The organism is Arsukibacterium indicum, assembly GCF_019100565.1.
Classification (GTDB): domain Bacteria; phylum Pseudomonadota; class Gammaproteobacteria; order Enterobacterales; family Alteromonadaceae; genus Alishewanella; species Alishewanella indicum.
The window spans coordinates 51,498-77,203 of record NZ_JAHRID010000007.1; the positions used below are offsets into that span (position 1 = coordinate 51,498).

Below are 25,706 nucleotides of genomic sequence, written 5' to 3' on the forward strand. Positions count from 1 at the left end.
AACATGGCTGCAGGTGAAGAGTTAACACTGTCTAGCCATATTCAGCACCACCTTACTAACGCGAAAATGTGTACTGTCGATGGCAGTGTCGCATTTAACAAAGCGTGCAGCGAGGCTGGGTTCTGGACATGGCATGTCGATACCTTAGCGTGGTCTATAGGCCTGGGGATCTTATTCTTGTGGATATTCCGCAGTGTGGCGAATAAAGCCACTGTTGGAGTACCGGGGAAGCTTCAGTGCTTTGTTGAAATGGTGGTCGAGTTTGTTGCGGCAAACGTTAAAGACACCTACCACGGCCGAAGTAAATTAATTGCACCACTGGCATTAACTATTTTTGTCTGGGTGTTTTTAATGAACCTGATGGACTTAGTGCCGGTAGATTTCCTGCCAGCCTTTGCCGGTTTTGTTGGTGAAACGGCTTTTGGTATGGACTCGCACGATGTTTACATGAAAATTGTACCCACCACAGATATTAATATGACAGCCGCCCTGGCGATTGGCGTATTTATTCTGATGATTGGCTACTCTATTCGGATTAAAGGTGTGCTGGGCTTTATCAAAGAGCTGACGTTACACCCGTTCAGCACTAAGAATATCCCACTACAGATTTTATTGATCCCGTTCAACTTATTACTGGAACTGATTGCGCTGGTGGCAAAACCGTTTTCATTGGCGCTGCGGTTATTCGGTAACCTGTATGCTGGCGAAATGATCTTTATCCTGATTGGTGCCATTGGTCTGGCGCAGTTACCATTGCACTTTGTTTGGGCCGTGTTCCATATTCTGGTCATTGTGTTGCAGGCGTTCGTGTTTATGATGCTGACCATTGTGTACTTAAGTATGGCCAGTTCAGATAATCATTAATTTTTTACTTTAACTTTAACTATAGAAATATCGGAGATAAAAATGGAAATTGCAGTAGCTATTAAACTAATCGCTGTAGCGTTGTTAATCGGTTTCGGTGCTATCGGTACCGCACTGGGTTTCGGTAACATGGGTGGTAAGTTCCTGGAAGCATGTGCCCGTCAGCCAGAACTGGCTCCTTCACTGCAAGTTAAAATGTTCATCCTTGCTGGTCTTATCGATGCCGTAGCTATGATCGGTGTTGGTATCGCTATGTACATGTTGTTCGCAATGTAATTGAAGGTTTTAATCGTCGAACAACTAAATAAGGAGGAGCGGACGTGAACTTAAACGCCACTCTGTTAGGTGAATTAATCGCTTTTACCGTCTTCGTACTTTTTTGTATGAAGTTTGTATGGCCGCCGCTGATGAAAGCCATCGAAGCGCGCCAACAAAAAATTGCTGACGGTTTAGCTGCTTCTGATCGGGCAGAAAAAGACCTGGCGATGGCCCAGGATAAAGCCAAAGATCAATTAAAAGATGCAAAAGCGCAGGCAGCTGAGATTATTGAGCAAGCCAGAAAGCGCGAAGCGAAGATGATTGAAGAAGCGGCCCAGAAAGCGAATGCTGAGCGGGAATCTATCCTGGCTCAGACCAAAGCCGAAGTTGAAGCGGAACGTAACCGTTTACGCGAAGATTTACGCAAGCAGGTAGCTGCCTTGGCGGTAGCCGGTGCAGAGCGCATTCTGCAACGTTCTATCGACGAAGCTGCTCACAGCGATATTCTGGAAAAACTGGTACAAGAACTGTAATGGGGATGAGCTATGTCTGATATGACGAATATTGCTCGTCCGTACGCTAAGGCGGCTTTCGATTTTGCAGTAGAGCAAAACGCGTTAGACGCCTGGCTGCAAATGCTGGCTTTTGCTGCTCAGGTAGCAGAAAACGACCAGATTGCAGCCTTGTTGCGTACTTCTGGTGTTGCTGAAAAGCAAGCCGACCTGTTTCTTCAGGTTTGCGGTGAGCAACTCAACGAGCAGGGTCAGAACTTTATAAAAGTAATGGCTGAAAATCATCGCTTGTTGGCGTTGCCTGAAGTATTGGCAGCTTTTGTTGAGCATAAAGCAGCGTACGAGAAAGAAATTACCGTTGACGTAGTTTCTGCCACTGCTCTGGATAAAGCGCAACAAAACAAGCTGATAGCTGCATTAACGCAACGTTTGGCACGCAAAGTTAAATTGAACTGTAGCGTCAATCCTGACATGGTCGGCGGTATGCTGATCAAAGCAGGTGACATGGTAATTGATGGCTCGGTCCGCGGTAAGCTGGATCGTTTAGCAACTGCGCTGCAGTCGTAATTGGGGAATAGAGTATGCAACTGAATTCCACTGAAATTTCAGAACTGATCAAGAGTCGTATTGCTCAGTTTGAAGTGGTCAGTGAAGCTCGTAACGAAGGTACTATTGTTCAGGTAACTGACGGTATTATCCGGATTAATGGCCTTGCTGATTGTATGCAAGGTGAGATGATCGAGCTTCCTGGCAATCGTTATGCTATCGCGCTGAACTTAGAGCGCAATTCTGTTGGCGCCGTGGTTATGGGTCCGTACGCGGATTTAACCGAAGGCACCAAAGTAAAAAGTACTGGCCGTATTTTAGAAGTACCGGTAGGCCCGCAGCTGTTAGGCCGGGTGGTTAACACCTTAGGTGCGCCTATTGATGGTAAAGGCCCGATTGATGCTGCAGGCTTCGCGCCGGTAGAAAAAATTGCGCCAGGCGTAATTGACCGTCAGTCAGTCGATCAGCCAATGCAAACCGGTTATAAATCTGTTGATGCGATGATTCCTATCGGTCGTGGCCAGCGTGAATTGTTAATCGGTGACCGTCAGACCGGTAAAACTGCTTTAGCAATCGATGCCATCATCAACCAGAAAAACACTGGTATTAAGTGTGTTTACGTGGCGATTGGTCAGAAAGCCTCTACCATTGCCAACGTGGTACGCAAACTGGAAGAGCACGGTGCCCTGGCCAACACTATTGTTGTTGTAGCCTCTGCATCTGAAGCTGCTGCCCTGCAGTTCCTGGCGCCATACTCTGGCTGTACCATGGGTGAATATTTCCGTGACCGCGGTGAAGATGCGCTGATTGTATACGATGATTTGTCTAAGCAAGCTGTTGCTTATCGCCAAATCTCGTTGCTGTTACGCCGTCCACCAGGCCGTGAAGCTTACCCGGGTGACGTATTTTATCTTCATTCACGTCTGCTGGAGCGGGCATCACGGGTTAATGCCGACTACGTTGAGCGTTTAACCAATGGTGAAGTAAAAGGCCAGACCGGTTCACTAACCGCCCTGCCAATTATTGAAACTCAGGCCGGTGACGTATCTGCCTTCGTACCGACTAACGTAATCTCGATTACTGATGGTCAGATTTTCTTAGAATCTGATTTATTTAATGCCGGTATCCGCCCTGCGGTTAACGCCGGTATTTCAGTATCGCGGGTAGGTGGTGCAGCACAAACCAAGATCATCAAGAAATTAGGTGGTGGTATTCGTCTGGCATTAGCCCAGTACTCAGAGCTGGCAGCGTTCGCGCAGTTTGCATCTGACCTGGATGAAGCGACCCGCGCCCAGTTAGAACACGGTCAGAAGGTTACTGAGCTGATGAAACAGCTGCAGTACAGCCCGATGAGCGTTGGTGAAATGGGTGTGTCTATTTTCGCAATTGAAAAAGGTTATCTGAAAGATGTTGAAGTGGCTAAAATCCAGGATTTTGAGTCTGCTTTGATCAGCTTTATGAAAGCCGAATACGCCGAGCTAATGGCTGATATCGCGAAAACCGGTAACTACAACGATCAAATCGAGTCGTCGCTGAAAGCGGCCATTGAGAAGTTTAAAGCAACTCAGACTTGGTAAATTACGTGGGTGGTTACGGCCACCCCGTTCGTTGAATGAAACGGAGATACAGTCATGGCCGGTGGTAAAGAGATAAAAAGTAAGATCGGGAGTATTAACAATACTCGCAAGATCACCAGTGCTATGGAAAAAGTTGCGGTCAGCAAAATGCGCAAAGCGCAGGAGCGCGTAGCTGCAACCCGCCCATACGCTGAAGGTATGCGCAAAGTTATCGGTAATATTGCTCAGGGCAACATCGAATATCGTCATCCGTATTTATCGGAGCGTGACGTAAAACGGGTTGGCTACATTATTATTTCAACCGATCGCGGTCTTTGCGGTGGCCTGAATACCAACGAGTTTAAGAAAGTTGTGCTGGAAATGAAAAGCTGGAAAAACAAGAACGTGGAAGCTGAGTTTGCCGTTATCGGTAACAAAGCCACCGCGTTTTTCAAGCGTTTCGGCGGCAAAGTTGTAGCACAACAAACGGGTTCAGGTGACGTGCCACGTTTGGCTGATGTGATTGGTACGGTTAAGGTAATGCTGCAAGCTTACCTGGATGGCCGCATCGACCGCTTATTCCTGGTATACAACACTTTTGTCAATACCATGAAACAAGAGCCAGTGATCGATCAACTCTTACCTTTGCCCAAAGCAGATATCGCTCAAAAAGAGCATAACTGGGATTACCTGTACGAGCCGGATCCGCAACCTATTTTAGATATGTTGCTGGACCGCTACATCGAGTCACAGGTTTACCAGGGTGTTGTTGAAAACGCAGCCAGTGAACACGCTGCGCGAATGGTGGCAATGAAAGCTGCTACCGACAACGCCGGTAATTTAATGGACGACCTGAAGCTGGTATACAACAAAGCACGTCAGGCCGCTATTACCCAGGAGCTCAGCGAAATTGTCGCAGGTGCGGCAGCTGTAGGCTAAGGTGAACAGTTTTGAGAAATTTGAGGAAACATCATGAGTCAAGGTAAGGTCGTCCAAATCATTGGCGCCGTTGTGGATATCGATTTTCCACAAGAAGCGGTACCTAGCATCTATGACGCGTTAAACGTGACTGACGGTGATCTGGCTGGGTTAGTGCTGGAAGTACAGCAACAGCTGGGTGGCGGTACAGTACGTACTATCGCAATGGGCACCACCGACGGTTTACGTCGTGGTACCCTGGTTGGAAATTCAGGCAAAGCCATTCAGGTTCCTGTCGGTAAAGCGACTTTAGGTCGTATTATGGACGTATTAGGTAACCCGATTGACGAAGCTGGCCCTATCGGTGAAGAAGAGCGTTGGTCAATCCACCGCGCAGCCCCTTCATACGAAGAGCAAGCAGCATCAAACGCCCTGCTGGAAACCGGTATTAAAGTTATCGACTTAGTATGCCCGTTTGCTAAAGGCGGTAAAGTAGGTTTATTCGGTGGTGCCGGTGTTGGTAAAACCGTTAACATGATGGAATTAATCCGGAACATCGCGATCGAGCACAGCGGTTACTCTGTATTCGCCGGTGTCGGTGAGCGTACCCGTGAAGGTAACGACTTCTATCACGAAATGAAAGATTCTAACGTACTGGATAAAGTATCGTTAGTATACGGTCAGATGAACGAACCACCAGGTAACCGTTTACGCGTGGCGTTAACCGGCTTAACCATGGCGGAGAAGTTCCGGGAAGAAGGCCGTGACGTACTGTTCTTCGTGGATAACATCTACCGTTATACCCTGGCCGGTACTGAAGTATCAGCTTTGTTAGGCCGGATGCCATCAGCAGTAGGTTACCAGCCAACACTGGCAGAAGAGATGGGTGCGCTGCAAGAGCGTATCACTTCTACCAAAACTGGTTCTATCACGTCGATCCAGGCCGTATACGTTCCTGCGGATGACTTAACCGATCCGTCGCCAGCTACCACCTTCTCGCACTTAGATGCGACGGTAGTATTGAGCCGGAACATTGCTTCACTGGGTATTTACCCGGCGATCGACCCACTGGATTCAACTTCTCGTCAGTTAGATCCACTGGTTATCGGTAAAGAGCACTACGATGTGGCGCGTGGCGTACAAACGGTACTGCAGCGTTACAAAGAACTGAAAGACATCATCGCCATCTTAGGTATGGACGAACTGTCTGATGAAGACCGGACCTTAGTTTACCGCGCGCGGAAAATTCAGCGGTTCCTGTCTCAGCCGTTCTTCGTTGCTGAGGTATTTACTGGCTCGCCAGGTAAGTACGTACCGCTGAAAGAAACTATCCGTGGCTTTAAAGGCATTCTGGACGGTGAATACGATCACTTGCCAGAGCAGGCTTTCTACATGGTAGGCTCTATCGACGAAGCGATCGAAAAAGCGAAAAAGCTTTAAGCAACCAGGCTTTAGGAGAGCGAAATGGCGATGACAGTGCAACTGGATGTAGTAAGTGCTGAAGAGAAAATTTTCTCTGGCCTTGTCGAGTCCGTGCAGGTCACAGGCAGTGAGGGCGAGTTAGGTATTTTACCTTTTCACGCCCCGTTACTGACTCCTCTGAAACCTGGCATGGTCCGTATCGTGAAGCAATTCGGTGAAGAGCACGTAATTTATGTTGCCGGTGGCGTACTTGAAGTACAACCCGACAGCATTACCGTGTTGGCCGATGTCGCGGTACGTGGCGAAGACTTAGACGAGCAGGCGGCATTAGATGCCCAGAAACGGGCAACTGAAGCAATGCAACACGCCGGTGCAGATTTCAATTACGCCGAAGCGGCAGCGCAACTGGCTGAAGCCATTGCCCAGCTGCGGGTTATTCAGAAACTGCGCAAAAAGTAAGTGTACGTTTGTCAGAAAAGCCACCTGCGGGTGGCTTTTTTTTGGGTTTACTTTATTGTACAGACTAAGTGTTTTGCGGCAGGAATAAATGCTGCACAATTTTTTTTCACAAAAAGAATAAGTTTTACGCAGGGACGGGTATAAAACGGTTATGAGTATAGTCAGTATTGGTGATTTTACCGTTGACCTGAAGGAGCGCCGGGTATTTGCTGCAGATACTGAACTGACGGTGGAACCCAAGGTAGTTGAAGTACTCTGCTATTTAATTGAGCATAATTCGCGCTATGTAAGCCTTGCTGAGCTACACGACAACGTCTGGGCCGGCAGGGTGGTTACGGATACCGCGGTCAGAAGAACCATCAGTAAACTAAGAGTGTTGCTGGACGATACCGACGCCGAAAACCCGCAATATATAAAATCGCAGATGAAGCGTGGTTATCAGCTGATTTGCAGTGTAAGTACTGAACCTGATGCTGGAGCGTTGTTGCAGGAAGGGCCACCCGTTGGCACTGATAATGATGTCAGTCAAAAATTAGCCGTGAGTAAGCCTGTAGTAATGTGGTTAGCAATTGCTGCAGTAATAATCGCAGTAATTTACTATGTTTACGCTAAGCCAGACCCGCAGCCGCTTAACCAATTGGTGGAAATTGAAACCTTATTATCTATTCCTGGTCAGAAAACCAGCTTAACGGTATCCAAAGACGGCCGCTTATCAGCTTTTGTTGCGAAAGTTGATGATAATAGTAATTGGGAGTTGTATTTGTATGATGCTGTCACCGGTCAGCTAAGAAAGATCGATACGCCATCAGAGCATTGTCGCTTTGTAAACTTTATTGATAATGACACCCGACTGGCTTATGTAGGCTATGACAGCAGTGAAGCAACCTTTTATACCCAGTCTGTGCTTAACCTGAGTGAGGCGCCGATTATACATCCTACTGCGCCCTACCCATTATTAGGCAATGTAATAGAATTAGAAAACAATAAACTCTTAGTAGCAGCCAAATCCGTAACAGACAACTTTCACTACTACCAGTATGACTTAACAACCAATACTTTTGAGCAATTTACTTATAGCGGTGAAGATGGGATCCATGATGCGTTTGCTGTCATGTCACCAAATAAGCAGTTGTTGGCATTGGGGCGTGGCAATATTAAAAAGAAAAATGTGATGCTGCAGCTTTATCGTATTGCTGACAAACAGCTTATCGCCGAATATAAACTGCAGGATAATTTGCAAGACTTTCGATTAAGTTGGATGGATAACGCCACGTTGCTCTTCCGAACAGGCAATATACATTATCTTATTAATATCGAAAATGGTGAGCGCCAGCTTATACCGGCTAAGCCTGCGCCGCTGCATGAATTTACTTTTACAGAAAATGGCGAGCTTATTGGCTTAAACTATCATGTTGTTACAGCCAACATATACCAGGCCAGTTGGCCGCTAACGGAGAACTTTAATAAAAGTTATCAGCTGGGAGCAAATGTACGTCAGCTTAGTTTTAGCCATAATTACGACTATCTGTGGTTAGTTGAACATGAGCCAAATGCGTTTCGCTTATCACGATATTTTGAAGATAAGAATAGTCGGGAGCTGGTTATGCAGTCAGCAGAGCCCTTTATTATTCGGGACCAGTCGGCGGATGGCTCACTACTTTTGCTCGATCGACGAAATCGACTGGAAATCTATAACACCATTACGGCTGAGATCACGGCAGTATCTGTTGCTACGCAAGATGTGCGATCGGGAAATTTCAGCCGCTCTGCCGAGCATGTTTATTTTGCAGAGCAGGTAAAAGGTCAGTGGCTAATTAAACGTTTTACTCTGGCTAATAAAACACAGTCAATATTGCTGCATGATTATGTAAAGTTATTTGAGATACCAGACGGTTTCGTTGCTGCTGATATTGAGGGTAAGTTTTGGCGTTTAGATGATTCCTTTAATAAAACCAGCTTGCTTTATGAGGGGGCGCTAGTTAACCATGATGAGGATGTCGTTGTTCGGGGTAATCAGCTGATATTGGCATATCGAACTCTAATGGGAGACTGGGTTTTAGCTAATATCAATTTATCCACGCAGCAAGTCTGGCAGCGAAGCATCCCTTTTCATGATTTTGGCAAACCTATTTCGATCGACCGCAATGGTGAAAATTTGATTTTTAAACCTTATGATAAAGAGGAAAATCATATAGTTAAGTATGGTTATAACTTTGGTTATAACTTTGGTGCTAAATAACTCACAGTAATATCTTAGCCTGGTTATCGGAAATATGACTATCCGTAGTTAGTTTGGTGTCACTTGAATCAACAAGCTAACCAAACAATACGGAGTCATAATATGAAAAATAAAGCCTTTACATTATCAGCTTTAACTGCGGCTATAGTCAGCGGCTCGCTGACGTTTACCTTTCTTAGTGGCTGTACCGGCAACACACTTTCTTCAGGTAAAGCGGTGACTAAAGAAGCGTCGTCGGGACAAAAGTTGATAGTCAGTCCTAATGATCAGCGGCAGTATCAGGCCATTACCCTACCTAATCAGTTAGAGGTGGTACTGGTATCAGACCCAACCGCAGAAAAATCCTCGGCAGCGTTAAGTGTTGATGTCGGTTGGCTTAACGACCCGAAATCTCAACAAGGACTGGCGCACTTCCTCGAGCATATGCTGTTTATGGGAACAGAGCGTTACCCAGATCCAGACGGCTTTATGAAGTTTATGGATCAGCACGGTGGCAGCCGTAACGCCTTCACAAATCAGTTAACCAACTACATGTTTGAAATTAATCACAGCCATTATGAAGAAGCGCTGGACCGATTTTCAGATTTTTTCAAATCACCGCTACTGTTACCGGAATATGTAGATAAAGAGCGCCATGCCGTGCACTCTGAATGGTCTTTAAATCGCAACCAGGATGGTTGGGCGCAGCGTAAGGTGGCGGCAAAATTATTAGCAGAGCATCCGGCTAATCAATTCTGGATCGGTAACCTGGAAAGCCTGGCCGATAAAGATAACAGTAAGTTGCATAACGAGTTATTGGCGTTCTATCAGAAGCACTATTCGGCAAACCGGATGAAACTGGTGCTTATAAGCTCAGACCCTTTACCGCAGATGCAATTACTGGCACAACGATTTTTCTCCGATATCGAAAATAAAAACATCGAAAGCCCAAGACCTACTGCGCAAATTGACTTTAAAAAATTTGGGCCAAAACGGGTACATTATGTTCCTAATACCGAATCGCAATTACTGCGACTGGAATTTACTATTGATAATAACCTAAGCGATTTTGCAACCAAGCCAAATAAGTTTTTAGCGCATCTGCTTAGTTCAGAAATGCCTGGCACCCCAGCGCAGCAGCTGAAAGCCATGGGATTACTCGATGTGCTCTATGTAGACTATGACCCAGCATGGTATGGCAACTATGGTCACTTGCAGATTGTCATGGCATTGACTGAAGCAGGAATGCAACAACGTCCGGCCATTACAGCCATTATGATGCAATACCTGGATCTGATCCGGAAAAAGGGAGTGGATCAAAAGTACTTTCAGGAAATTCGGACATCGCTCAACAACCAGTTTAACTTCATGGAAAAAACGGATGGTTTTAGCTATGCCGCTAAACTGAGTAGCGCGATGCAATATTACCCGTTAGCTTCAATTGTCAGTGCGCCCTATCAATATGATAAGTTTGATAAGGCCTCCATCGAAGCGCTGTTAGCGCAATTAGTACCCGAGCGATTAACGGTTTGGCATATCAGCCAGCAAGAGCCGGCAAAGCAAAAGCTTAACTATTTTGAAGGTCGTTATGCCATTGCCGATTTAAGTGAGCAGGAGATGCAAAGCTGGCAGCAACCGCTTATTCCACTGAGCTTACCCGAGTTGAATCGTTTTCAGCCTGAAAGCTTTGCCCTGAAACACGCAAAAAATAATATTCCACAAAAAGTGCTGGACGAAGCGGGAGTCGAGGCCTGGTTAGCCGGTAGCCAACATTTTACAGATCAGCCGCGGGGTCAGCTGCTGCTGCAGTGGCACCAGCCAAGCGCTAAACGAACAGCGAAAGAGGCGATACTGCATGGCATGTGGCAATTGCTGTTTATATTAAACAATCAGGCATTGTGGCAGGAAGCCAGTGCTGCGGGTATGCAGGTGCAACCGGAAGCCGAAGAATACGATTTGGTATTAAAACTAACAGGCTTTACTGATAAACAACCTGCTTTGGTTGAACATATCAACACCATACTCAGCACGCCGGTTACAGCACCCCAATTTGCTCAGACGATGGATCTAATGCAGCGTAGCTTGCGCTCATTTGAGCAACAGGTGCAGATCCGTCAGGCCAGTGAAATACTGAAAACCACACTAATGTCAGGCCGCTTTGAGTTGGACGTTTTGCTGGCAGCTGCACAAACGATCACGGTTGACGAGCTAAACACTTATATTGGCCAAACTTTGGCACAAAGTCAGCTGCGAGTGCTGGCTCAGGGTAATTATGATGAGGCTGATGTCAAAAAAATCGCTGCTGCATTAAAAGGTCAGCAGAAAACGAGCCGTTCATACCAGGTATCTCCGAGCTGGCAGCCAGAGCCAGGCCAACGTTTATCTGTGGTACGCAGTAATCCACAAGCTGACAGTACCTTATTTCGTACTCAGTTTTTACCCAACGCTGACTATGCTGGCAAAGCGGCGGCAAAAGTGTTGTCTGGCCACCTGCACCAGGCGTTTTTTAATCAGCTTCGCACCGAAGAGCAATTAGGTTATGCGGTACAAGCGTTTGAGTTTCCGTTAAACCAACATGCAGGTTTAGGCTTTGCTATTCAAAGCCCGGTGTTATCGGCAGAACAATTGCAGCAACGGGTAGACTTATTTTTACAGCAATATAGCGCAAAGCTTGAACAGCTTAGCGAGCAAGACTTTACCAAGCTGCAACAAAGTCAATTGCTGGAACTGCAGCGAATGCCAGCTAACTTAGAGGAAGAGTTTAAAACGTTCAGTAACGACTGGTTACGTAACCGGTTGAACTTTGACAGCAGACAAAAGCTGATTGCTGCAGTAAGCGCCCTGACGCTGGCCGATATGCAGCACTTTTACCGCCAAACCGTGATGTCTGAACATTCAGCGACCATGCAGATTATACTGCAGGGCCAAGCCAAGGAGCAGGCTTTGCAGCTGTTACCTGGTTTTAGCGCAATTGATGATTTAGCGACCTTTCATCAGACATTCTAATCATTAACTTTTGATATAACAGGCCCTGCAGTGCAGGGCCTTTGCTGCACCAGAGAGAGTCACTCAGGGTTCAATTTACTTTGTGATCAACCTGGTTGTTGCAACATCCTGCTGTAATCTGTGAGGTCAAATATGAAAGTGTTTATGGAAAAAGTACCGGTTTTGCTTGGTTGTTGTTTATGGCTATTGATTTGGATAACTGTAAATTACAGCTTAATGGCGGCGATCAGGCAGTCGCTGGTTATTAACAATGTTTGAGGGTAGGGATTATCAGTAGCGGCAATACATGGGGGCGCCTATGACAAAAAAAACAGTTATTTTTCACTGCCTGATTCTTGCTGGAGCACTGGCATTAACGTTGAGCTGGCGCTGGTATCAGACGCCTTATGCCGAAATAAATCCGGTGTGCTGGCAAGGAACTGTTATCACCTATGGGCCTGGTCAGCACCAGACGCTGTGGCTTAACAGACGGCATGCTGCAAATCTTAAGTTAGCTGCGGCTTGGTTACAGGCTAAGGATGTAGAACAAATACCCGTACAGCTGGTCTCTATTAGTTATCCTGCTTTACACCCCTCAGCAATCAGGGTTGATTTTGACTTGGTTGATCCGGAGAATAAGCTTTTTTTAATGAAGCAAAAACGGGTGGTGATCAAACAGCGGCGCTAAATAAAGCCGCTGTTTTTTTACTCTTTTACCTGCCACTCAATAAATTCCAGTGCCAGCTCTGGTGTAACAAATACGGTTGCATAAAGCACCTCTGGGTTATGTGGATCCGGATGTACTGCCATTAACTGATAGGGTAACTGGGTATATTGGATTTCGTCACTGGTTTGATTACGTTGCTCAATTTGTCCGAGCATGCTGTAACGGTATTGCTGTTGGCCCTGGTGGAGCCATACGGGCATGTAATTGGCGTCGTTATTTTCCTGCAGCACTATGTCTTGTCTGGCACCATCAACATACTGGTACAACTTACCCTCTTTATGGAACAGTAACTGGCCATTAGCATCGTATTGAGCAAAGTTACCAGCGGAGAAAGTGAGCTGAGTTAGCTGATTACTGACTAAGTCAAATTGCCACAGATTCTGGTTGTTTGCCTGCACCCGGGTAAGAATCAGGCCGCTGTTATCTGGCAGCCACAATGGTTGGCCAACGTCATTGTGTTCCAGTTTAGTAATTAATTGATGACGCTGAGTATCATACAGATACAGGTTACCTTGCTTGGTAAAAGCAATATAACGACCATCTCCTGACCAGCTGATACTATTAATTGGCTGCTCGATGTTAGGTAGCTCTGTTAATTGCACATTTTTGCCACTGCGGCTTAGCCACAACTGCCAACCACCAGTCCAGTTAGCGGAAAATGCATAGTTGTCTGGTGATAATGGCGATACCGCCAGCGCCAGCGCACTGCCAGCAGCGTTGTGTAAGAAACTAATTTGCCGGACATCCTCCGCAAAGGGCCGGGTAATTTTAATCAGCTGCATAGCTCCCTGCGTGGCGCTGCCGGCTGTTAACCCGGAAATGTAAGCTTGATTATCGGCTAACAACGAGAGCTCGCCGACGATAACCCCTTGCGGCAGTTTGAGTACATGTAAGCTTTTATCAACAATATTAACCTGAATTATTGCATCAGCCCCGGGTAATAGCAGGCTTTGTTGATCCAGGCTCCACTCCAGGCCAATAAGTAGTAAAGGTACAGGCAGACTGGCAATACGACGGTGTTCCCGACTGGCCGGTTCATAGATATAAATATCCGGCTTATTCGATTCAGGCATCAGAACATAGGCCAGTTGGCTGCCGTCAGCCGACATTGTCAACACAGTTGTGCCCAGCCCGGCCGATGGTGCCGCCTGCAAAGTCTGGATGTTACCGCTGGTTAAGTTTTCAGCCATTAACCCATTGCTGGTATACATGCCGCCGCTGCCCTTGCTGTAATAGAGTGTTTGGCCGTCAGCACTTTGCTGGGCGTTACCGAACACCAGTCCTTCGCAACGGGTTAAAGGTTTTACCTGATACTGCGGATACTGGCTAAAGTCATAATTCAGATATTCACACTGCTGACCATCTTTGCTGACAACCTGAACTAGCAAATTGCGACTTTGCGGTTGCCAGCTTTGTAAACTATATAGTTTTTTGTCATCTGCCAGTGATACTTCCTGCAATAACTTGCCTGAACTTACCCCCAATTCGCGCACTATTACCCGGATCCGGCCGTCAGGCTGAGAATGGCTATAAGCTAACAATTGTTTGTCGGGTGATAGCAAAGGCCGCGATTCAATACCTTTAAACCAGGTAACTTTTTGCTGGCTTATCACATCCAGCTCAATTAATTGTGGTTTACCATCCGTCTGCTGTGTGGCAAGAGGCAACTCTGTTTCCTCGCCAGCAAAATAAAAGCCGGTGCCAACTAAACCAAGCAGCAACAGGGCCAGCGCACCTAGCTGCACAAAACGACGTTTTTGCCGGGGCTGAAACGGTAGTTGCGGATTTGCTGCTTTGCTTGTTGCTATAGCTTTATTTGCGGCAAAGCTGCCAAGAGGCTGCAACTGTAAGCTGTAACCCTTGCGATGATGCGTTTTGATGGGGGCCTGGGTAAGTGCTGGGTGTTGCAATGCTTTACGTAGCTCGGAAATGGCCCGGTTTATGGCGTTGTCGTCAACATAGCTTTGTTGCCAGATGCTATCCACCAGTTGTTGACGCGATATGATTTTACCAGGGTTGGCTGCAAAGTAGAGTAGTAGCTTGCTTAGCAGCGGTTCCAACTCCTTATGCAAAGCTCCATCGCTCATACTATATTCGCTTGGCGTAAAAACCCAGGGCCCCAGCTGCATCTTGTCCATTTGTTAATTAATATTCTCTTTTTAAATGAGCTGTAACTTTAACAGATACTAATAGTGATTCAAGCAAATTAATTGCCGTTATTTTTAGGGTTTTTTCGTCATAAGGTTTTAATAAGGTTTATTAATTAACATTAAAAACAACAACATAAACATTATCTTCTTAGCAATATATTGCTTAGCTCCAGATAAGAGACTTTTCGGTATTGCTGCCCTACAGTGACCTCAACAACAACATGGACAGGCAGTGAGTCCGTTGTTGTCAACCGACAAACACGACACTTATTGATAATAAAGGAACAGCAAAATGAAAAACTTAACAACTAAATTTACCCGCGTAATCATCGTCAGCGCACTGTTTGCCAGTTCAGCATTAATGGCAGAAGAAACTCAACAGCCAGTTACCGTACAACCGGTTACTGTGACTCAGTTGCAATACGAGGTGGCAAAAGAAATTACTGAGGTTAAGGCAAGCCTGGTACAGGACTTACAGCACCAACTTACCAATAGCATTAAACAGCAGGTAAACAGCGCAGTTAACAATATTGCTGATTCAGTAAAAGCGTTACTACCTTAAACAATGTGAAATCCAGGCGGCACCTTTCAATATTGGTTGCCCAAAAACATTGAAATAAAACAGGATAACAACAATGAAATTAAAAAAATTCTTTAAAGTAAGTTTAAGCGCGGCATTACTGGCGACGGCGTGTAGTTCAGCTTCAGTGCTGGCAGAAACCTCAATGTGGAAAGTCAGCAAAGGCGATGACTACTTATATGTTGGGGGTACTGTACATTTTTTACCTGAGTCAGCGTTTCCGTTACCTGCTGAATTCGATGCGGCCTACCAGGCAACTGATACCCTTGTGTTGGAAGTAAAAATGCCGGATCCGACAGATGTTGCAGCACAAACTGCGCTATTGCAGGCAATGGCATATAGCGATGGCCGGAGTCTGGCTAAAGTATTGTCACCTGAAGTATATCAGCAGGTTAGCGATTATTTTGCTCCTTATGGCGTCCAGTTACAGCAGCTGGATGGCTACAAACCCGGGTTTATCGCACTACAGATGCTGGCGATTGAGATGATGAAAGCAAAAATGGCTGGCGAAGGGGTCGACAGTTATTTCGATAAACGCGCCCAGGCAGATGGAAAAGCTATGGCGTACCTGGAGACTGTTGAAAGCCAATTAAATTTACTGGCAAATATGGGTGAAGGCTATGAAGATGCTTTTATGAAAATAAACCTGGAACAGTTTGCTGACTTTGAAAGTTATTTTGCTGAGATGATTGCCGCCTGGCGTGCTGGTGATATGAATAAACTGAACAAGCTGGCGGTTGAACCTGCCCGGCAGTTGGACCCGGTGCTATATCAGGCGCTATTTGTAGAACGGAATAACGCCTGGTTGCCACAAATTGAACAGATGTTTGGCAACGACAGCAAAGAGCTGGTGCTGGTCGGCGGCGGTCATTTAGCCGGTGATGACAGTGTGTTGGCATTGCTGCAACAAGCCGGCTATCTTGTTGAACAGGTTAAATAGCAAAGATTTTACGTTGTTAATCAGCGGGGAAAACGTTAATGTTTAAGCTGTTTAACAAGTCTGAGCCAGCCCGGGTAATTGCCTGGACCTTTTTCTGGTTCGGATGTTGGATGCTGTTGCATATGTTGATGCTGCAGCATCCACTGGCTGGTTAGTAACGATCATATAATAATAATGGAAGAGCTGGTGGTTCCTAGCAGAAGCCGGCGTAAGAGGTAGTAACCTATGAGAGTAATACTGTTAAGTTGGCTGCTTTTATTTTTTGGCGGTGTACAGGCTGCAGAGCTAAACCTGGAGGACTACGCCAGGCAGTCACAGTTTCTGGAAATTGAAATTTCCCCTTCTGGCAAATATCTGGCGGCGACCAGCCGTAGCGATGAAGGTAATATTTACCTGAATGTTATTGATATTAAATCTAATAAAATTATCAGCGTTCGTCATTTTACCGGCCGTGACTCAATTGGTTCTATTAACTGGGCTAACAATGAAAGGCTGCTGATAACTCTGGTGCGGGATATAGGTGCGCTGGAACAACCTGTGCCTACCGGTGAGATATTTGCAGTGGATGCTGATGGTTCCAATGCCAGAATGTTAACGGGCTATCGGGCGGATAATGAGAAAGACGCTGCACAGGTGATCAACTACCTACCTGACGATGATAAATACGTATTGATTGTAACCAGCTCACCCAGCCGCCGTGGCTCTTTTAGTCTGGTAAAGCGCTTAAACATTGAAAACGGGCGGACCAGGCAAATAGCCCGGGCACCAATGCGCTCTTCCGGCATGATTACCGACAACAACGGCGTTGCCCGGATGTCAGTTGGCGAAGATCAGAACAATGACAATGAAATGGTGTTGATGTACCGCAAGGATGAAAAAGCAGACTGGGTAACGTTGCGTCGTTACGGCCAGCGCGATGGCAGTTTTAATCCGATAGCGTTTCTACCTGATAACAAGCGTATTGTTGGTTTGAGTGATACCCAAACAGACACCAAAGCAATCAGTATAATGGACCCGGAAACTGGCAAGGAAGAAGTGCTGGCTCATCATCCCAAAGTAGACGTTTCACCTCTATTTAGTATTGAAGATGGCTATTTAAAAGAAGTGATTGGCGCCTCTTATGAATATGACACGCACGAGGACGTATTCTTTGCTGACGTTAAAGACAAAACGTTCAGTGGTTATTTGCAAAGCCTGAAAGCGGCCTTTCCGGGTAAGAAAATCGCAATCAATTCAGCAACCCGTGACAACAGTATTTTAGTACTGACCGCACGCTCAGCCAACCATCCGCCAGAATTCTATCTGTTTGATACCAAAAACAGCCAGCTAAGCTTTTTATTGAATGGCCGTCCCTGGATGAAACCAGAGTTATTAGCCCAAACCAAAGCTATTATTTATAAAAGCCGTGACGGTTTAGATATTCATGCCATTTTAACCTTACCGCGGGACAAAGAAGCTAAAAACCTGCCGTTGATCATGCTGCCACATGGTGGCCCGCATGGCCCGCGAGATGTTTTGGAAATTGATACAGATGCCAAAGTGCTGGCTCAGCATGGTTATGCGGTGCTGCAACCAAATTTCCGCGGTTCTGGCGGGTTTGGCCGTAGTTTTCTGCAGGCAGGTTACCAGAACTGGGGCACCACGATGATTAATGACATGACCGACGGCGTTATGCATCTGGTAGATCAAGGTATCGTAGATCAAAACAGGGTATGTGCTTATGGCGGTTCTTATGGTGGTTATGCGGCATTGATGAGTGCCGTGCGCGAGCCTGACCTATATAAGTGTACGGTAGGTTTTGTCGGAGTGTTTGACTTAAATCTGATGTATACCGATGGTGATATTCCAGAGCGGCAAAGTGGTATTAACTATCTGGAAATGGCAATTGGCCGTGATCAGGCGCAGTTAGATGCCCAATCACCAATTAAACATCTGGATAAGTTGAAAGCGCCGGTATTTATTATTCATGGTGAAGAGGATCGTCGGGTACCTATCATCCATGCAAACCGTTTACGGGAAGAGCTGGAAAAACGTAATCACCCTTATGAATGGCTGGTAAAAGAGAAAGAAGGCCATGGTTTCTATAAGCCGGAAAACAACGTTGAACGTTGGCAGAAAATGCTCGCCTTCTTTGACAAATATATCGGTGAAACTGAAAAAAACTAACATCAGTTAAACGCTGAAATAAAAGCGCCACCTGCGGGTGGCGTTTTTCATTCAGCAAAACTTCACCCCACGCCTGTAATCTGCGGCTATATCTATTAGAATAAGCACCTATTAGCATAACCGTATTATTGACGATCCACGATGACAGGGATTTATTTTATGGCATTAAACGTAGTCATTCTGGCGGCCGGTAAAGGCACACGGATGAAATCAGACTTACCTAAGGTGTTGCACAAAGTTGCCGAACGACCAATGGTGCAACATGTTATTGATACCGCTCGCGCCCTGGGTACAGAAAAGCCGCAACTGGTGTATGGCTATGGCGCTGACGCCTTACAGGCAGCAATGGGCGACCAGCCGTTACACTGGGTATTACAGGCTGAGCAGTTGGGTACCGGCCACGCCGTAGCGCAAGCCAATCCGAATATCGCTGATGACGATACGGTGCTGGTGCTGTATGGTGATGTACCCCTTACCCGGCTAGAAACGTTACAGCAACTGTTAGCCGCAAAGCCTGCTAATGGCCTGGCGATTTTAACAGTAAATTTAGCTAACCCGACAGGCTATGGCCGTATTGTCCGGGAAAACGGTATGGTTGTTGGTATTGTCGAGCAGAAGGATGCCAATCCGCAGCAGCTGCTGATTAACGAAGTCAACAGCGGCATTATGGCGCTGCCTGGTAAGCAGCTGAAAAACTGGCTGGGTAAGCTGTCCAATAGTAATGCTCAGGGCGAATATTACTTAACTGACGTTATCGCTATGGCACACGCTGAAGGTATCGAGATTGCCACAGCCCAGCCACAAGATCCGATGGAAGTGGAAGGTGCGAATAACCGGTTGCAATTAGCGGCCTTGGAACGGGCTTATCAGCAGCGTAAAGCACAAGAGCTGATGTTGGCAGGCGCAAACCTGCGCGACCCGGCCCGCATAGATATTCGTGGTTCGGTGGAGGTGGGTAACGATGTCATGATCGACATCAATGTTATTTTCGAAGGCAAAGTGGTGCTGGGCAAAGGGGTGACAATTGGTGCGAACTGTATTTTAAAAGATTGCACTATCGGTGATAACACCGAGATAAAGCCGAACTCAATGATTGAAAAAGCCACGGTTGGCGCAGACTGCTCGGTTGGCCCCTATGCCCGGTTACGGCCAGACAGCGTGATGCTGGATGACAGCCATGTCGGTAACTTTGTTGAAATGAAAAAAACCACCCTGGGTAAAGGCTCTAAAGCCAATCACTTAACCTATTTAGGTGATGCTGTTATCGGCAGTAAAGTGAATGTGGGTGCCGGCACCATTACCTGTAATTACGATGGCGCCAATAAGTTTGTGACTACGATAAAAGACGGCGCCTTTATTGGCTCGAACAGCTCGTTAGTGGCGCCGGTTAGTGTCGGTGTGAATGCCACAGTTGGTGCCGGTTCAGTGCTCACCCGCGATGCTGCTGACGGCGAATTGGTGGTGGCGCGTGCTAAGCAGCGGCATATCGACGGCTGGCAGCGGCCGGTTAAGATTAAAAAGTAATTATTTCAGAACTGACAAAGCACTAATAAAACAGCCCGCTTTTGCGGGCTGTTTTATTTGCATAGCTGCATGGATGATTAGGCTATCATGCTGCGGATTGCTGCGGGTAGCTTCGGTTGCAACTCCCGCTTTGGTTCGTCACAGCAACTCGCCCTAAGCCTGCGGCCGGGCTCAGACACTCTGTGACGCCCAAATCGGGATTCCAACCTACGCGTTCAAATACCGCTTAGTCCGCTTTATCCACCAGTACGGCAATAGCACCATCGCCGGTGACATTACAGGCGGTACCAAAGCTGTCTTGCGCCATATACAGCGCTATCATCATCGCTACCGCAGCTTCACCAAAGCCAAGCATTGAGCCCAGCAGGCCAACTGCTGACATTACCGCACCACCAGGTACCCCAGGCGCGGCCAGCATAACTACGCCTAAGGTTAAAATAAACGGCAGCATGGTAAGCAGTGACGGAATTTCCAGGCCATTTTGCATTACCATTACTGCTACGGCACAGCTGACGATAGTGATTGTTGAGCCCGATAGATGGGTAGTGGCGCATAAGGGTACGGTAAAATCAGCAATATTGGCTTTTACGCCATTGGCCTTGGTAGCCTGCAGTGACACCGGAATGGTGGCTGCGCTCGACATGGTGCCCAGCGCGGTAAAATAGGCTGGCAGCATATTTTTAATCAGCAGCAGTGGCGATTTACCGGCTTTAACACCGGCAATGCTGTACAGCACAATAATCCACAGCCAGTGCAGCAGAATCGCCAGAATAAGCACAACACCAAAGGTTTGCAGTGTTTGAAACACGGTACCGGCTGCGGCTAACTGGGCAAATACCCCGGCAATATAGAATGGCAACAATGGAATGATTACTTTCAACAGTAGCAACTGGATAATATCACGACCCTGATCGGACAGCTGTTTCAGCTGCTGCGCCTGAGTCGCCGCAATTCCCAAACCAAAAATAAAGGCCAGTGCCAGGGCGGTCATAATGCCGAATACCGGCGGAATATTCATTTCAATATAGGGTGTTAAATTGGCGACCACGCCGGTGCCGGTAGCTTCTCCGGCAGGGGCCAGCATCGGTACCACCACTGCAGCCACCAGAAACGCCAGGGTACCGGCCAGAATAGTCGATAAATAAGCAATACCCAAAGTACGGCTTAGCAGTCTGCCGGAACGTTGTGGCAAGGCGGCAATACCGCTGGTAATAAAAAATAAAATCAGCAGTGGAATGGTAAAAAATAATAGCTGACCAAACAGGGCTTTAAAGGTAATCAGAATTTGGGTAAGCCAATGCGGCGCATATAAGCCAAGCAGCATGCCCAGTACAATACCGGCAATCAGTTTCAGGATCAGTTGCATAGTGGGTTCTCGTTTATTATTAGCTGTTATACAGATCTTGATTTAGCGGGCTGAGCATACCATAACTTTTACCGGTTAGGCTGTGCCTGCTGGTATAGCCAGTGTGAATTGGACTGTCTGGCTATTTGCAGTTGCCGATGTTTCACGTGAAGCATTTCATGATCAGGGTTTAGTAGATACATCAGACATCCTGTCAAATACGTCGGAAAGCGCTAATAATACCGACTGTTTCGGCAGCTGCAACTGCTTGGCAGCCAAAGTTAACTGTTCTAACTGGGATGACAGCTGCTGAAGCCTGGCAGCTTCACTTTGGCCGGGTGCCAGTTGGCTGGCAATGGTCATTGGTTTGCCGCGCTGGCGCTCCAGCACACCCTCGGTTTCCAGCAAACTGTAAGCCTTAGAGATCGTCATCGGGTTTACCGCATACTGTGATGCTAACTCTCTTACCGACGGCAACTCATCACCGGCCTTTAGCTGACCGCCGGCCACCATTCGTTTAATTTGGCCGGTAAGTTGCCGGTAAATCGGTTCGCCACTATTGGGGTTAATACTAAACATGGCGTTTCCTTGAGTTTGTCGCCTTTTGGCTGTAATCACGCATTATCCAGTGTTTTACGGCAAATTGACGCAGCACCATGGCAGCAAGCAGCAGACTCAGTAAACTATAAAGCTGCACCTGTTGTGAGGCTGTAAAAAGCTGATATGCAGATGAACTGTAAAATAAAAAGGTCAGGATAAAACCACTTTTGGTATTGTTCGGGAAGCACAGCATCAGGTAGGTGACAAACAAAAGCTTAGCGAGCAGGAGTGCGCTGCTTAGCAAAAAAACAGGATTATGCGGTTGCCAACAGTACAGCAACACCAGCACTGGCAGAGTGAAAATAACTAACTGGCCTAAAAAATGGCGCTCATAAAAATAGAACAGTTTATGTCTGGATACAGGCAGATACAGCCAGGCGGCTTTAGTTCTGCCAGTTGCAGAATCAATAGTGTATAGCCAGTAAATCAGAGGCACCAGAAACAGAAATTGGTTCAGCACTTGCCAGCCTTCAAGTTCAGGAAACCACTGCCAACTGTCGTTATACCAGTAATGTACCGCACTTTGCAGCAATGGCACGGCGGCGCAAACAGCTGAAAAAACTAACAGGCGAGCGAAAAGATTGGCATTGAACTGAAACAGATAGCTGGCCGCCAACGTCGAATGAAATTTAGGGATGGCGCGCCAGCGGAAATGCCAGGAATGAGCATATTGCTGTCGTTCAGCGCCGCGCCGCAGCCCGGAAAGTGTTGGCAAATAAACTGCCGCGAACAAGCTAAGCGTGTAAAACAGGATCATTGGGAATGGCTGAATTATCGGTATTAACCAAGTCGTTTGCAAAAACCATTGCGGATTAAACAGAACCAGCCACACCGGGAAGACAACCAGCCCGGAAGCGGAGCTGCGGCCTTTATCAGCAAATACAATAGTATGCAGTAACAAATGGCTGCAGAATAACGTTGGTAATGCCTGTGAGTATGACAATGCAGTATATTGCACCACGCCCGGCGAGGTCAGCAAGGTAATAACACTTATCAGTAAAAAAGGGATAACAGCTGATTGTGACTTACTTAGCAACATCCGGCCGTAGCTGCCTGTCATAAGAGTGGCTATTGCCGGCAATAAGCGCGCATAGTAATAAAGAAACAGCACAATATTTGCCACGTATAAACTGGCATTGCTGGCAAAGCCGAGGAGCCAGAAAAAGGCGATAAAAAACCACCAGCCAACGCTCATTTCAAGTAGCGTCAGCATCCGGTAAAGTTGGGTAATTAGCACCGGGAATTTCAACCTTGTCATTAAAGACCGATCCTTAGCATTGATGCATTTCCAGAAAAATATCTTCCAGATTCAATCGCTCGACCTGGATTTGCGCCTGCAACTGTTGCTCGAGCAAAGCCAGCTTGGCATCCTGCCAGTTTTGCACTGTTACTGTTGCTACTTTGCCCTGCACTTGCTGGCGTAATAGATCAGGTAGCGATAACGGATTAGGCAGTAGCTGCGAGGAACTGATGTGCAGCCGTACCACCGACTCTTTCAGGTCGTCCAATTCACCCTGCCAGGTCAGTTGTTGATCTTTTAATAGCCAAACCTTACTTGCAACCCGCTCCATATCAGTGACGATATGAGACGAAAATATAATAGCGCTTTGCTGATCAGCCGCGATATTCACCAGCTCTGTTAAAAACTGACGCCGGGCAATGGGATCCAGACTGGCAACAGGCTCATCCAGGATCAGTAGTTGCGGTTTATGGCACAGCGCCAGGATAATCGCCAGTTTCTGACGTTGGCCAACAGAAAGCTTGCTGATCCGTCGGGCCATTGGTATCTCCCAATCCAGACAAAGCCGGTCGCATAGCGTTTGATCCCAGTTAGGTTGAAAGCGCCCGAATAATTCCAAATGCTCAGATGGAGATAATTGTTCCAGTAGCTCGTCCTGTTGCGGTACAAAGCCAATTTGCTGTTTTTCTCTGGCATCAATTTCAGTACTTGGAGTACCAAACAGTTTTACTTCGCCCTCTTCTGGCACAGCAAAGCCAAGTAAGGTTTCCAGTAAAGTAGTTTTGCCTGTACCATTTTTCCCCAATAACGCGATAACATCTCCCTGTTTTGCGTTGGCAGTTATATTTTGCAGTACCGTTTTATCTTTGTAACCGCGGTTCAAGTTAGTTATTTCAATAATATCGGGCATATCCCTGTCTCCAAATAAACTGTATTAATACACTAATACAGCTTGCTCTGCGACACAAGCCAGTCTGCAACAAAAATAACATTAGCATCACATCGCATTTTGCCGCGGAGCGCTTAACGTGCTGTTATTCAGGTTATACTAAGCTTCAACCGGTACTGTGTTAGCCGGATATTTTGTTAAACAGGGATAACTTATGCATCGTTTAATTGGTTTAATATTGGTTCTGCTGCTGGCAGGTTGTGCCCAGTTGGGCTCGCTATCGAGTTATAGCGTTAGCGAGGAAGACTTAGAGCAAATGCTGTCATCACAGTTACCGAAACTGACCCGCCAGGCGAATGTTGCTGGTATTCCGCTGAAAATGGCGGTGGAAAAAATGCAGGTTGATATTGGCCCGGACAACAGTGATCTGGTGCGGATTAATACCGATGCGTCAGCGGTGCTGTCGTTGTTTGGCTTAAGTTATCCGGCGAGTTTACAGTTACAGATCGAGGGCGCGCCATATTACGATGCGGCCGAGAAAGCGATTTTCGTCCGCTCAGTAAAGCTGCTTGATTCCAGTATTGAAGCAGCGGGTTATCGCGGCAACTTAGCACCGGTCAGCAATGAATTGCTGCAGCTGGTTAATGGCTATCTGGCGTCTAATCCGGTGTACCGGCTGGACCAGAGCAACCCTACCGTTAAATTGCTCACCGCAGTACCGGTAAATATGGCAGTACAGGACGGCAGGCTGGCGTTCAGCCCTGGCCGTTAACAAGCTAAGGCAAAAAATCTGAATATATAAAAAAAGGGGCAGCGTCAGCTACCCCAAAGTGCAAGACAAGTAAAACAACGACCAGAGACGGCCCTTCCGGGGGCCAGTCTGTGTCAGTCCGTGACGCTAAAGACTATAAACTATGACCAGTCTAAATGCAAACAGTTATCGTTCGTGTTTATCTTGGTCTATTCAAATATATTTTGAGCAGCCGATTTTTTTCTAATCAAACTTTGGTTACAATATCGCCAAGTCTATGGTTTTTAGTTATTAGTTTAATTATTGTTGCGGAGTTGTTTATGTATTGGAAGGGAATTCTGACTGGATTATTTTTATCCGGTTTTTTGGGGTTGCAACATGTGCATGCGTCGCCAATTGACGGTGATGGTTATCTGAATGATCAGCAAAACAACATGTACTGGTCGTTATTAGATATGAAGCTAGATATTGCCCGTTTATCATGGAGCGACAGCCTTGGCCTTACGGATCAGGCAAGTTTGGCAGATATAAACTCGTTTGTTGGTAATAACACCGAAGGCTGGCGTTGGGCTACAGCGTTGGAGTTTTCAACAATCCATAATTGGTTTGACACTGATCCGCTTGCTGATGGCTGGTCTGAAGCACAGAAATCGGGAACGGCGCTGTTCTTTTTGTTAAACGGAACCGGCCCTGCTCATACCGATCAAAATGGTTACGATTTTGAAGGTTACACATACTGGCAATTTGGTACCTTGTTTGACAACGCAATGCAATATGTCTGGATGGCCGATTTTGCCTGGCAGATCCCTGAAGTGAATTGCGCTACGTATTCAGAATTATGCACAAGCGGCTATTTTACGGATAGTAACTCACCACTTTGGTCGGCCGAAAACATATTGGAAATGGGCAACCTGAACGTTGCACCGTTGCTGGTACGGGACCGTTCTTTTTCTGCCTCGGCAGTTGCTGTTCCTGTAAGCTCAACGTTTTTCCTGATGGCTTTAGGTCTTGCTACTTTTATGCGTCGTCGCAAAGACTGATTTTTAAATTATATTT

Annotated in this window: 22 protein-coding genes; 17 read left to right on the plus strand and 5 right to left on the minus strand. The window is 46.6% G+C overall.

From position 1 onward, the window contains the following. Positions 1-3 precede the first annotated feature (3 nt). From atpB to KQY15_RS14390, 11 genes are all read left to right on the plus strand, one after another. Positions 4-864 carry a F0F1 ATP synthase subunit A gene (gene atpB, locus KQY15_RS14340; protein WP_217670345.1) on the plus strand — a complete coding sequence of 287 codons (861 nt, stop codon included), beginning with the start codon at positions 4-6 and terminating at the stop codon, positions 862-864. 42 nt (positions 865-906) lie between these two features. Next, a complete protein-coding gene (gene atpE / locus KQY15_RS14345) occupies positions 907-1,140 on the plus strand; it encodes a F0F1 ATP synthase subunit C (protein WP_062483651.1) in 234 nt (77 codons plus the stop codon). A 44-nt stretch (positions 1,141-1,184) separates the two neighbouring features. Then, positions 1,185-1,655: a F0F1 ATP synthase subunit B gene (gene atpF, locus KQY15_RS14350; protein WP_217670347.1), complete on the plus strand. Its 471-nt coding sequence runs from the start codon at positions 1,185-1,187 to the stop codon at positions 1,653-1,655. 12 nt (positions 1,656-1,667) lie between these two features. Next, complete coding sequence (gene atpH, locus KQY15_RS14355; RefSeq protein ID WP_217670349.1) at positions 1,668-2,201, plus strand: F0F1 ATP synthase subunit delta; 534 nt, start codon at positions 1,668-1,670, stop codon at positions 2,199-2,201. 14 nt (positions 2,202-2,215) lie between these two features. Further along, positions 2,216-3,757 carry a F0F1 ATP synthase subunit alpha gene (gene atpA / locus KQY15_RS14360; RefSeq protein WP_217670351.1) on the plus strand — a complete coding sequence of 514 codons (1,542 nt, stop codon included), beginning with the start codon at positions 2,216-2,218 and terminating at the stop codon, positions 3,755-3,757. Between the two features lie 54 nt (positions 3,758-3,811). Next, a complete protein-coding gene (gene atpG / locus KQY15_RS14365; RefSeq protein WP_217670353.1) occupies positions 3,812-4,675 on the plus strand; it encodes a F0F1 ATP synthase subunit gamma in 864 nt (287 codons plus the stop codon). A 33-nt stretch (positions 4,676-4,708) separates the two neighbouring features. Continuing rightward, positions 4,709-6,094, plus strand: a complete 1,386-nt coding sequence (gene atpD, locus KQY15_RS14370; RefSeq protein ID WP_097110509.1) for a F0F1 ATP synthase subunit beta — start codon at positions 4,709-4,711, stop codon at positions 6,092-6,094. Positions 6,095-6,118: 24 nt separating this feature from the next. Continuing rightward, positions 6,119-6,535, plus strand: coding sequence for a F0F1 ATP synthase subunit epsilon (locus KQY15_RS14375; RefSeq protein WP_019676211.1), 417 nt, complete (start codon positions 6,119-6,121; stop codon positions 6,533-6,535). 151 nt (positions 6,536-6,686) lie between these two features. Then, on the plus strand, positions 6,687-8,774 hold the full coding sequence (locus tag KQY15_RS14380) for a winged helix-turn-helix domain-containing protein (RefSeq protein WP_217670355.1): 2,088 nt from the start codon (positions 6,687-6,689) through the stop codon (positions 8,772-8,774). Between the two features lie 102 nt (positions 8,775-8,876). Next, on the plus strand, positions 8,877-11,759 hold the full coding sequence (locus KQY15_RS14385) for an insulinase family protein (RefSeq protein ID WP_217670357.1): 2,883 nt from the start codon (positions 8,877-8,879) through the stop codon (positions 11,757-11,759). Positions 11,760-12,057: 298 nt separating this feature from the next. Further along, positions 12,058-12,426, plus strand: a complete 369-nt coding sequence (locus KQY15_RS14390) for a hypothetical protein (protein WP_217670359.1) — start codon at positions 12,058-12,060, stop codon at positions 12,424-12,426. A 17-nt stretch (positions 12,427-12,443) separates the two neighbouring features. Here the strand turns inward: KQY15_RS14390 and KQY15_RS14395 are convergent, their stop codons facing one another. Further along, positions 12,444-14,552: a winged helix-turn-helix domain-containing protein gene (locus tag KQY15_RS14395; protein WP_254795738.1), complete on the minus strand. Its 2,109-nt coding sequence runs from the start codon at positions 14,550-14,552 to the stop codon at positions 12,444-12,446. A 355-nt stretch (positions 14,553-14,907) separates the two neighbouring features. Between KQY15_RS14395 and KQY15_RS14400 the strand changes: the two genes are divergently transcribed. From KQY15_RS14400 to glmU, 4 genes are all read left to right on the plus strand, one after another. Further along, the gene (locus KQY15_RS14400; RefSeq protein WP_217670363.1) at positions 14,908-15,177 is read left to right on the plus strand and encodes a hypothetical protein; all 270 of its coding nucleotides are present in this window, start codon (positions 14,908-14,910) and stop codon (positions 15,175-15,177) included. A 73-nt stretch (positions 15,178-15,250) separates the two neighbouring features. Further along, a complete protein-coding gene (locus tag KQY15_RS14405; protein ID WP_217670365.1) occupies positions 15,251-16,135 on the plus strand; it encodes a TraB/GumN family protein in 885 nt (294 codons plus the stop codon). 225 nt (positions 16,136-16,360) lie between these two features. Further along, a complete protein-coding gene (locus KQY15_RS14410; protein WP_217670367.1) occupies positions 16,361-18,301 on the plus strand; it encodes an alpha/beta hydrolase family protein in 1,941 nt (646 codons plus the stop codon). Positions 18,302-18,460: 159 nt separating this feature from the next. Continuing rightward, a complete protein-coding gene (gene glmU / locus KQY15_RS14415) occupies positions 18,461-19,825 on the plus strand; it encodes a bifunctional UDP-N-acetylglucosamine diphosphorylase/glucosamine-1-phosphate N-acetyltransferase GlmU (protein WP_217670369.1) in 1,365 nt (454 codons plus the stop codon). A gap of 226 nt (positions 19,826-20,051) precedes the next feature. Here the strand turns inward: glmU and KQY15_RS14420 are convergent, their stop codons facing one another. The 4 genes from KQY15_RS14420 to KQY15_RS14435 all read right to left on the minus strand — a co-directional run bounded on the left by KQY15_RS14420 (position 20,052) and on the right by KQY15_RS14435 (position 23,920). Then, positions 20,052-21,191 carry a dicarboxylate/amino acid:cation symporter gene (locus KQY15_RS14420; protein ID WP_217670371.1) on the minus strand — a complete coding sequence of 380 codons (1,140 nt, stop codon included), beginning with the start codon at positions 21,189-21,191 and terminating at the stop codon, positions 20,052-20,054. A gap of 162 nt (positions 21,192-21,353) precedes the next feature. Then, on the minus strand, positions 21,354-21,749 hold the full coding sequence (locus KQY15_RS14425; protein WP_217670373.1) for a GntR family transcriptional regulator: 396 nt from the start codon (positions 21,747-21,749) through the stop codon (positions 21,354-21,356). Further along, on the minus strand, positions 21,742-23,028 hold the full coding sequence (locus KQY15_RS14430; protein WP_217670375.1) for a hypothetical protein: 1,287 nt from the start codon (positions 23,026-23,028) through the stop codon (positions 21,742-21,744). The genes KQY15_RS14425 and KQY15_RS14430 overlap by 8 nt, the downstream gene beginning before the upstream one ends. 13 nt (positions 23,029-23,041) lie before the next feature. Further along, a complete protein-coding gene (locus tag KQY15_RS14435; protein ID WP_217670377.1) occupies positions 23,042-23,920 on the minus strand; it encodes an ABC transporter ATP-binding protein in 879 nt (292 codons plus the stop codon). Positions 23,921-24,113: 193 nt separating this feature from the next. Here KQY15_RS14435 and KQY15_RS14440 point away from each other — a divergent pair, with 193 nt between their 5' ends. Continuing rightward, positions 24,114-24,671: a YceB family lipoprotein gene (locus KQY15_RS14440; RefSeq protein WP_217670379.1), complete on the plus strand. Its 558-nt coding sequence runs from the start codon at positions 24,114-24,116 to the stop codon at positions 24,669-24,671. 155 nt (positions 24,672-24,826) lie between these two features. Then, entirely contained in the window at positions 24,827-25,690 is an 864-nt protein-coding gene (locus tag KQY15_RS14445) for a PEP-CTERM sorting domain-containing protein (RefSeq protein ID WP_217670381.1), read from the plus strand. The last annotated feature ends 16 nt before the right edge of the window (positions 25,691-25,706 follow it).

Excerpts from the sequence above, each read along its gene's own strand:
- KQY15_RS14385 (WP_217670357.1), top strand. The coding sequence starts at position 8,877 with ATGAAAAATAAAGCCTTTACATTATCAGCTTTAACTGCGGCTATAGTC.
- KQY15_RS14405 (WP_217670365.1), top strand. The coding sequence starts at position 15,251 with ATGAAATTAAAAAAATTCTTTAAAGTAAGTTTAAGCGCGGCATTACTG.
- glmU (WP_217670369.1), top strand. The coding sequence starts at position 18,461 with ATGGCATTAAACGTAGTCATTCTGGCGGCCGGTAAAGGCACACGGATG.
- atpD (WP_097110509.1), top strand. The coding sequence starts at position 4,709 with ATGAGTCAAGGTAAGGTCGTCCAAATCATTGGCGCCGTTGTGGATATC.
- KQY15_RS14380 (WP_217670355.1), top strand. The coding sequence starts at position 6,687 with ATGAGTATAGTCAGTATTGGTGATTTTACCGTTGACCTGAAGGAGCGC.
- KQY15_RS14445 (WP_217670381.1), top strand. The coding sequence starts at position 24,827 with ATGCAAACAGTTATCGTTCGTGTTTATCTTGGTCTATTCAAATATATT.
- KQY15_RS14400 (WP_217670363.1), top strand. The coding sequence starts at position 14,908 with ATGAAAAACTTAACAACTAAATTTACCCGCGTAATCATCGTCAGCGCA.
- KQY15_RS14390 (WP_217670359.1), top strand. The coding sequence starts at position 12,058 with ATGACAAAAAAAACAGTTATTTTTCACTGCCTGATTCTTGCTGGAGCA.
- KQY15_RS14395 (WP_254795738.1), bottom strand. The coding sequence starts at position 14,552 with ATGAGCGATGGAGCTTTGCATAAGGAGTTGGAACCGCTGCTAAGCAAG.
- KQY15_RS14430 (WP_217670375.1), bottom strand. The coding sequence starts at position 23,028 with ATGACAAGGTTGAAATTCCCGGTGCTAATTACCCAACTTTACCGGATG.
- KQY15_RS14410 (WP_217670367.1), top strand. The coding sequence starts at position 16,361 with ATGAGAGTAATACTGTTAAGTTGGCTGCTTTTATTTTTTGGCGGTGTA.
- KQY15_RS14440 (WP_217670379.1), top strand. The coding sequence starts at position 24,114 with ATGCATCGTTTAATTGGTTTAATATTGGTTCTGCTGCTGGCAGGTTGT.
- atpA (WP_217670351.1), top strand. The coding sequence starts at position 2,216 with ATGCAACTGAATTCCACTGAAATTTCAGAACTGATCAAGAGTCGTATT.
- atpB (WP_217670345.1), top strand. The coding sequence starts at position 4 with ATGGCTGCAGGTGAAGAGTTAACACTGTCTAGCCATATTCAGCACCAC.
- KQY15_RS14420 (WP_217670371.1), bottom strand. The coding sequence starts at position 21,191 with ATGCAACTGATCCTGAAACTGATTGCCGGTATTGTACTGGGCATGCTG.
- atpE (WP_062483651.1), top strand. The coding sequence starts at position 907 with ATGGAAATTGCAGTAGCTATTAAACTAATCGCTGTAGCGTTGTTAATC.
- KQY15_RS14375 (WP_019676211.1), top strand. The coding sequence starts at position 6,119 with ATGGCGATGACAGTGCAACTGGATGTAGTAAGTGCTGAAGAGAAAATT.
- atpH (WP_217670349.1), top strand. The coding sequence starts at position 1,668 with ATGTCTGATATGACGAATATTGCTCGTCCGTACGCTAAGGCGGCTTTC.
- KQY15_RS14435 (WP_217670377.1), bottom strand. The coding sequence starts at position 23,920 with ATGCCCGATATTATTGAAATAACTAACTTGAACCGCGGTTACAAAGAT.
- KQY15_RS14425 (WP_217670373.1), bottom strand. The coding sequence starts at position 21,749 with ATGTTTAGTATTAACCCCAATAGTGGCGAACCGATTTACCGGCAACTT.
- atpG (WP_217670353.1), top strand. The coding sequence starts at position 3,812 with ATGGCCGGTGGTAAAGAGATAAAAAGTAAGATCGGGAGTATTAACAAT.